Below are 8,773 nucleotides of genomic sequence, written 5' to 3'. Positions count from 1 at the left end.
GTTTCATACTTTTATTTTTAGTTGTTTTATGATTATTTAATTCTGCTCAGGTGGTGTCTTGTAATGATACTCGTTTTGTGATACGATATGTCCATCCGCGTCTATAACTTGTTTTAACCTATTTAACTCATCATACTCATAATACATCGTATATCCTTTAGGATCAGTAATACTGGTTACTCCTACTAAAGGATCATAGGTATAAGTGGTAATCATTGAATCCGGTAATGCAGCCCTTAAAGTTCTTAAAGCTTCTCTCAAATTGCCTTCTGGATCATCATTATTTTTCGTGACTACTCCATCAGGGTTATTGACATCAACAGTTCTTTGATCAATACTTCTATTTGTGTCTGCATTTGACAAAGCTTGTATCTTTTCAAGTGTATTGTACTGACTCGTTAATGAGGCTATCGCGTTTTCTACTTCGTTGGAACTAGTATTCTCAATCTTAGCTATTGGATATTCCTTATTATAACCCCAGATATAATAAACATGTGCTCCATCTGCTTTACTGACTTCTATAGGATTTCCTTCACTATCGTAAAGGTGATAAACCATTCGCTCTTTTAATGAGTTAGTAGTAGCGTTATAAACGCCTTTCAAACTCTCAATATCCTTGGGTAATACTAAATCGGTAAACGGCTCATAAAAATTAGTACGCTGTAAACTCAAAAGCTCCGTTACATCTGCAACATTATCACCATTTTCATCTTTGTAAGTTTCTACTTGAATAGGTATCGCTATTTGATGTAGGTCATCTCCCTTTAACCTATCTATTGCATTAAAATCATTTAATGGACCGCCTTTTATTAAACTGTTGTCCTGTAATGCGGAAGCCGTTTTAATATCATCTGGGTATATCGTTTTTGTAATTATAGATTTAGAGTCACTTAAAGTGGTTGACGTTTCTGTTAAAAAGTAATCTTCATTATACTTATAACTTATCAATGTCTCAACTGGATTAAGACCTGCTTCATCATAGTACCTTTTTATTGTTGATGTAAGGAGTTTTTTGCCCGAATATATTTTTCTGGTTTTAAAATAAAATTGAAGGCTATTTCGATCTCCTTCCTCTATATAGGGAGACATAAATGTATTCCAATCTTCTCTCGGAAGGTATTGAAGAGGGTAAACAAAGTTTAACTTAAAATTAGATTCATCTACGATATTGTAATCATATTCTTCCTCACTTACTTTTATATAACTTGGCTCCCCATTCACTAGGCCTTCTCTTTTACAATTTTCAACCTTTTTTAAACTTCCATGATTAAAAGGTTTAATGATATGATCTGCTATATCATACTCATTACTCATAACTTCCTCGATTAATACACCTACTGTTGTACCTGGAAAAATGGAATAATCAAAGAGAGGATGCTTATATATTTCTCGGGTATCCTCAATATCTCTTTCTATATTGATATTTTCATAAGTATATATCTTTTTCCCATTGTCAAGACCTTTAGTATCACTATAATATTCGGTAATTTCCCCGTACTCAATTGCAGGCACATTTCCTATTCCATTATCAAAATAGGGAGAAGAAGATACTGTTGCAATTAAATCCGTTCTACCTCGAGGTTGTTTATTAACGTACCCTCCATCTTTCTGCTTATTGATAACATTTATGTTAGCATATGTATAATTTTTACTACTTATAGGCTGCGTATTCACTCCGTCATAGCTTTTAATAGAGCTAATTCTAAGGCCTCCAAGATATTCTGTTTCTATATTAGTAACAGAACCGGACAGCAATTTATAACTTACTCTGACAGATACAGATGGCACATAACTTGGGGGGTTTGAACCATGTCCATATTCCTGAGCCTCTATAGTATACGTAGTTCCTGTTCTTAGACTAATAGGAATATCATATTCAGTTGCTGGATAAATATTTGCAGTTGGTGCTGATCGTTTATATAGGCGTGTGGGTAAACCACTAAATTTCCCATAAGAATTGCTACTACCAGACCCTGAAAAAGCATCTGTAATCATAACCCTTAAACGAGCATCTATGGGCGCCCCAAAGCCTTCTTCTATTGTAAAGGTTTTACTCTGGTACCCATTTGAACCACAAGTCCATGGACAATCTCCAGACCCTGTTGCTAAAATACTTGCACTTCTATTTTCATATATAGGAGTAGTAACACTTATTTCACGTTGATTGGCTTCAAATTCAAATTCTGTATACCCCCCAGTTGGATACTTTATTTTCGCTAAAACACCTGATTTCATTTTAACTGGATGGGCATCCCTATTGGCGTCTCCCTCAGAATGTGTTACGCTCCAAGGTAAAAAACTCCCATTTTGAAGGTGGTCTGCCCCACGCATTTGAAATGTGGTAGGAGGTATTAAGGAGGCAGACATATTATTATTAATGTAACCCCAAAAGTCTTGCTTTGAACTTCCTCGCCTAGGTAAGCTTTGTGTATCATATTCAAATTCATACTTTTGAAAATCATTGGAGTTGGCATCTCCAATTAGGACAGCTTCTAATTTTAAACGCCTATCTATTGCTGCAATATCATTTGTTAATGTCTGATTAACAGAGGTTCCATAGTAAGAATGATCAAAGTAAATTTCTTTAACTAATTGATCTGTATTATTTATGCTAGAAAACACTTTTAAGTTATCAAGTCTAAATTCATCAACTAAATCCGCTCTATCTAAAAAAGACTCAAATTGTACATATCCATTTTTAAATATAATTTTGTCTAAATAACGTTTGTCAATTTTTACTCTATTATTCCAAAAGTTATCATTTGTAAGTGGTTGTCTATAAGATTGAGTTCTATTAAAATTTACACCCTGAGATGTTTCAACTGGCACTTCAAAGCTATCATGTGTTTTATACTCAAATGAAATACTGTCTTTTTTATCTGCAGAAATTATTTCAGACAAGTAATATGATGTAGGAACTTCTCTTGAATGAGCTATAAGATATGACGAAGGAATTACTGAGGTTTCTATTTCATCAAAAATTAAGGTTATGCCTTTTTCCGTAACAACACGAAAACCATAATTAGGAGGACCATTACCAGTAACTTTAATAGAATTATTATTTTCAAATACTAATTCAACCTCTCCGTTTCTTTCTACATAATAAAAAGTTGCGTTGATCCCAAAAGCATTTAATATATATTTATCAGGTTGACCGTCTCCATTTCCTCTCCAAACATCATATAAATACTCGTAATTGTCTTCATTAAAAGGTAAGTTACTAATATTTTCTCGTGCAACGGTCGAATAGTTATCCGGTGCTCCTTTAACATTTCGAACAATGACTCCACCAGCTTGTAAATTCCACTCTAATCCTACCCAAGACGCTCGGTTATTCAATCTTATACCTGAAGAATTATAGCTAATCATAATTGGTAATTGCAAATCTCCACTTTTTATAACGTGACATGGAACAGAAATATTCGGCCTTCCCAAATTGGGATTAACATTAAAGGAACCATATCTAGCGAAACTTGCCGAATTTGGAGATACTGGTGTTAATTGTAGTAGTTCGGGCAACTCTTGCGCAAATGAGTTTTGAAAAACGAACAATATATGCAACAGAATAAATAAACGAACTTTCATAAGAAGAATAATTTAGAATTTCAATAATAGCATAAAACTAAATCGTTCAAACTGAATAAAAGTAAGGTTCAACCATAATTCTAGTAATGTTTATCTTTGACAGTGAGCAATCTGACAAATAATTGAATAATTATTTTCAAATGCATACGCTTAAAAGACAAATTATTCCTTTAATCAAGGAAAATCGCCAACTAACACTATTTTACTGAAAGAAGTATAATATCATATTATTAGACCTATTTAAAAGTTTATTTGCCTACACTTAAAAACTAAGCACTGGATATTTAAGGAATAAACCACTAACTAAACCAATTAAATTTCTTATTGTATTCATAAAATCTTTTTGAGGTCAACAAAAAAATCATTTTCATCTAAAAAAAATACAATTAAACAACAAAAAACATAAAAGTAAGTTACACAACAAGTAATTAAACCAATAAACCAATCTTATATAAAGTAGGGGTTACCCTTGATGGATTAAAAAACAATAATTTATAATAGATTTAGCACTAATATTCAGTTGATTGTTTTGAATCGGGTTTCTATTATTGATTCTATGGTTCTGATATTGATTTGCTTTGATTGCTAGAGGCAATAGTTTATTTTTGTATTCTGTTGCTAACCTTAAGAACGAAATAGGTTGAAATTATTTAAACTTTTTTAGCCAGATTCGAATAGTCTGAATCAGAGGATTGCTTTAGACTAAAGAGAGTAAAAAATTCAAAACGAAAAAACAATTAATTTAAGAATTGTTTCCACCAATAATTGACGTTCAAGTGATGCAGAGATGGTAATCGAATTGGAAGTATTTTTTATAACAAAAACACTAAAATAACTGATTATTGTCTGCGTTATAAAAATTTAAAAAATGCTTATAATATCGAAGAATTTTTGGATAATAATCTTGATCAAAATATTTCTTCTTACTGATTAGTAAAACGTCTTTAATTTAAATGAGAATATTTCAAGAACTGAATTTAAGTTTCTTTTCAATTACACAATTGTGCAGTGTTTTGTGCAAAAAAAATAAAAAAGTGGAAATATTTACCCGAAATTACAGAATTACCAAATCTATAAAATTGCTGAATGGACTCGTTATAAAAATGCAACTCATTTTATTTCGTTGAAACGATATTATAAAGAACCTCCTAAAAAAATTAGAACCATCATCTGGTAATTCGTTTTATTAATCCGTTTATATCCATAAAAAATAAAATACTATATTTACAGTATCGAAAGTCAATTTGACATATTTAAAAATTTACAAAGTTCACAATTCATTAACATCGATTGTAAACCTTAGATGAACTCCTATAAATACTGGCACTAGAGCTTTAAGTTCAAACCCCAGCCCGGTCACAAAATTGACCTCAAAAACATTCTAAAAACCCAAAAATTAGCTTCTTGAACTTTTTTTATTTTAATTAGTGAGTTCATGCGAATTATTAGCATTAGAAAGATACACTATTCAGTGTACGCCCATTACCTTACAATTCGAATACATAACTCCCTTAAATATGACAGCTTATTTTATAGGCTCTTTAAACATTCAAAATTGATAAAAACTAAATTCTTCCTTTATTCCCATAAATTTAATCATCAACCGTTAATATTATGTTAAAAAGGGGCTAATTCGGAGTCACTAAATTTTAACTCCTTTTTTACACCCTATAAAACTTGATAAAATATAGATCTAGGATAGTTCCTCTTTCTCCGCGAAAACCCTTGCAATCAATTGATTTGCAAGGGTTTATTTTTTCTGTTATTCTGATGCTAATTGATTCTCTTTGCAGAACGCTCGGCTGCTTTTCTAACGCCTCTATAACCTCATCTTCTGTTGCCATTCTACCCGTGAAAAGGAAATCGTTTATAATACTTTCTACCTTATCCTGTCTTAATGTCTCTGCTTTACTTAAATCTTGTAGAGCCTTTTTAGTTTCTGCTTCCCAATAGATTTTAAATTCATCTTCTATGGTTTCGCTATTACTTATTTTTGGTAAGTTGTTTTCAATAAACTGCTCTATTAATTCTCTTTTACTCCTTAAAGTTATATCGCCTGCTAATAAATCTAAAATTTGCTTTTTCTGTTTTTCTTTGGTCTTTAGGTTTGGCTTCTTTTACTGCCTTTATTGTGATGGTTACAAAGTGAGGTTCTTCCCAATGCTTTATTATGGGAAAGTAACGGCTTATAATCTCAGCTTTACGAATGCTACAGCATAAAGTCCAAAATCTGTTTTCACAATATTTACCGTATAACTTTCCATCTGCTGTTATAATTTTTTGCTGACAATGGTATGTATTCCAAAAGGCTTCTAGTAGTTCTTGTGTTTCGTTTTCCTTGGCTAAATCTATTAATTTAAGCATCATAGATTGCGTAATGGTTTTACGCTTTGCTCTGCCTTGTAAAACATCAGTTTTATAAAGATCGGAGCCTTCTCCATTAACAATTACATGGTTTTGTCTCGCTATCTGCTAATGTATTTAAAAGATGAGTTTTATCTCGACCAACCTTTAATAATACAGCACATGCAAAGCAAGCTACAAAAAATGCAATTAATCTATACAATGAAGTAAGATTACACTTATCTTTAGATTATAAAACACCTAATATGGTATATAAATTATCAGCTTAATTTCAATTTTAACCTGTAGCCATATTTCAGGACAAGACATTATGAAAAACAGACCAATTTTTAAATAAACGAAATATGAAAACCAGTATTCTTTTTACTCTTATTGTAGTTTCTTTTTTAACGGCTTCATGTACCCAACAAGAAAAAATAGAAACCCAAATTGCATGGGATACTTGGGGTGTTCCACATATTACTGCAACGACCACAGAAGAATTATTTTTTGCCCAAGGATGGGCTCAAATGCATAATCATGCCAACCTTGTTTTAGAACTCTACGGAAGCTCTAGAGGAAAAGGCGCCCAATATTGGGGTCAGGAGAAGTTCGAAAATGATATGCTTATTCATACGCTTGGTTTTGACCAATTGGCCGATGATTGGGCCGAAATACAAGATCCTGAAATCAAAGCCATCTATACCTCTTTTATTAAAGGGATGAATGCATATGCAGCAGCTCACCCTGAAGCCATTGCCGATAAAAATAAAGTCGTACTGCCCTTAACTACTAAGGATATGAATATGCACGGCTTGTATCTCATTTTTACACGTTTTATTGGAGGGAAAGACCTAGGACGCGTGCAACAATGGCCGGACATGGGGTCAAACACCTACGCGATTGCACCAAAGCGTTCGGCTTCAGGTAATGCTATGTTGGTTCAAAATCCACATTTACCATGGTGGCGAGAATTTTTGTTTTTTGAGTCACATCTGAATTTAAACGGGAAAAACATGTACGGTTCAATACCCGTTGGCTTGCCTGGTATTGTAATTGGTTTTAATGAAAATCTCGGTTGGAGTCATACAGACAATACCATTGACAATGCCGACACATATGAGCTAGAACTAGAAGACGGTGGCTACCTACTGGATGGCGAACGAAAAGAGTTTGAGGTTTTATCAAAAGTGATCAAAATAAAGCAAGAGGATGGTACGATGTTGGACCAAGAAGTTGAGCTGATGAAAACAGTTCACGGACCAGTGGTCAATAAAACCGAAGACAAGGTATTGGCATTGCGTATGGTTGCTTTGGATAGACCTAATATGTTTTTGCAATGGTGGCGTATGATCAACAGTTCCACCTTTGATGAATTTGAGGAGGCATTAGAAATGGCTCAAATCCCTTTTTGGAATGTGATGTATGCCGATAAGCAAGGTGAGATTTTCTATTTGTTCAATGGCTTGGTTCCAAAACGAACGACTGATGCATGGGATTATTGGGACCGTGTGATTCCTGGCGGGAAATCGGCAGATTTATGGACAGAAGTTCATGATTATACGGACCTTCCCAAAGTAAAAAACCCTGTCGGCGGATGGCTTCAAAATGCCAACGACCCACCATGGACATGCACCATACCCACAATCCTAAAGCCTGAAGATTATCCCGGCTATATGGCTCCCCAATACATGTCTTTTAGACCCCAGCGTTCAGTAAGGATGCTTATTGAGGATGAATCAATAACTTTTGACGAACTAGTCGAATACAAACTTTCAACACGCTTAGAATTTGCAGATAGAATTTTAGATGATTTGTTTGCTGCTGTCGATGCTTCTAATTCGAAGAAAGCAAAGGAAGCCAAAAAAGTACTGGAAAATTGGGATCGAGAAGCTAACGCAGACAGTAAGGGCATGCTTTTATTCTACACTTGGGCACTTAAGTTCGATGTCTGGAGAAGCGCCAATTATACCGAACAATGGAGTATGGACTCTCCAAACACTACGCCGGATGGGATTGCAGATACAGATAGAGCCGTTCAGTTATTGGAGCAGGCTGCTATCGAAGTTGAAACCAACTTTGGAAGTTTAGATACTGATTGGGGAGATTATTACAGAATTAACTATAATGGCATAAACCTACCAGCAAATGGTATAGATGGCTCTTTGGGGGTTTTTCGAGTAGTCTGGCCGGGTGGCGCTGATGATAGCCATATGTATGTTGGTGGCGGAGATTCCTGGGTTGGCATTATTGAGTTCGGTGATAAAGTGCGAGCAAAAGTTTTATTATCCTATGGTAATGCAACTCAAAAAGATTCCCCACATAATGGTGATCAGTTAGAATTATTCTCTAAAAAAGAATTGCGAGATGCTTGGTTTACAAAAGCTGAAGTTGCATCAAATACTGCCAGAACTGAGGTAATAACTGAGAATGGATTTCGTGAAAAAAAATAACGAATGGCTAACAATGGCTATAATTCATTGTGGAATTTGTCCTAAAATTTAAACTTTGTACTTTTAATCTGGCATGATTCCATAAGCCGAAATGCCTACCGACAATTTCCACAACAAAATCATAGCCTAAACCGATGGAATACATTCAGCGAAAAGTTGACCAAAATGGTTCCACAACTGCGTTGTTCCCACCCTTTTGATGCATGTATTCCATCTTCCTGTTAAGCCAAATTGAGATCAAGCTTATTTGAAAAATTCAGCTTTTGCTGCCCATCAAGGGAAAACGTAAGCCATCGGCAGTGCTAAAAGCAATTTGGTAAGCCCCATCGAACTCCCGATAAACAAAAGTGGCTCAATTACAACAATTTTTTTGTGGAAAAATCGCCGTAACT

The 8,773-nt window shown here is 34.2% G+C and carries 4 protein-coding genes and 1 pseudogene; 2 read left to right on the top strand and 3 right to left on the bottom strand.

All coding sequences use genetic code 11. The features are described 5' to 3' along the window. Window positions 1–36 precede the first annotated feature (36 nt). The 3 genes from Q0857_RS16015 to Q0857_RS16005 form a co-directional block, all read right to left on the bottom strand. Entirely contained in the window at window positions 37–3,585 is a 3,549-nt protein-coding gene (locus tag Q0857_RS16015; protein WP_298537614.1) for an RHS repeat domain-containing protein, read from the bottom strand. A gap of 1,661 nt (window positions 3,586–5,246) precedes the next feature. Beyond that, window positions 5,247–5,636, bottom strand: coding sequence for a hypothetical protein (locus Q0857_RS16010; protein WP_298537632.1), 390 nt, complete (start codon window positions 5,634–5,636; stop codon window positions 5,247–5,249). Then, complete coding sequence (locus Q0857_RS16005) at window positions 5,620–5,952, bottom strand: hypothetical protein (RefSeq protein ID WP_298537611.1); 333 nt, start codon at window positions 5,950–5,952, stop codon at window positions 5,620–5,622. The genes Q0857_RS16010 and Q0857_RS16005 overlap by 17 nt, the downstream gene beginning before the upstream one ends. A gap of 140 nt (window positions 5,953–6,092) precedes the next feature. Between Q0857_RS16005 and Q0857_RS16970 the strand changes: the two are divergent. After that, a pseudogene (locus Q0857_RS16970) lies at window positions 6,093–6,218 on the top strand (integrase core domain-containing protein); the annotation flags it as partial. Between the two features lie 75 nt (window positions 6,219–6,293). After that, a complete protein-coding gene (locus tag Q0857_RS16000) occupies window positions 6,294–8,381 on the top strand; it encodes an acylase (protein WP_298537608.1) in 2,088 nt (695 codons plus the stop codon). Window positions 8,382–8,773 lie beyond the last annotated feature (392 nt).

The organism is uncultured Algibacter sp., assembly GCF_947495925.1.
Classification (GTDB): domain Bacteria; phylum Bacteroidota; class Bacteroidia; order Flavobacteriales; family Flavobacteriaceae; genus Algibacter_E.
Note: the sequence above shows the minus strand (reverse complement) of the source record. Positions and strands in the feature narration are given on the sequence as shown.

Bases quoted from the DNA above. Each gene is read 5' to 3' on its own strand.
- Q0857_RS16015 (WP_298537614.1), bottom strand. From the start codon at position 3,585: ATGAAAGTTCGTTTATTTATTCTGTTGCATATATTGTTCGTTTTTCAA.
- Q0857_RS16005 (WP_298537611.1), bottom strand. From the start codon at position 5,952: ATGATGCTTAAATTAATAGATTTAGCCAAGGAAAACGAAACACAAGAA.
- Q0857_RS16000 (WP_298537608.1), top strand. From the start codon at position 6,294: ATGAAAACCAGTATTCTTTTTACTCTTATTGTAGTTTCTTTTTTAACG.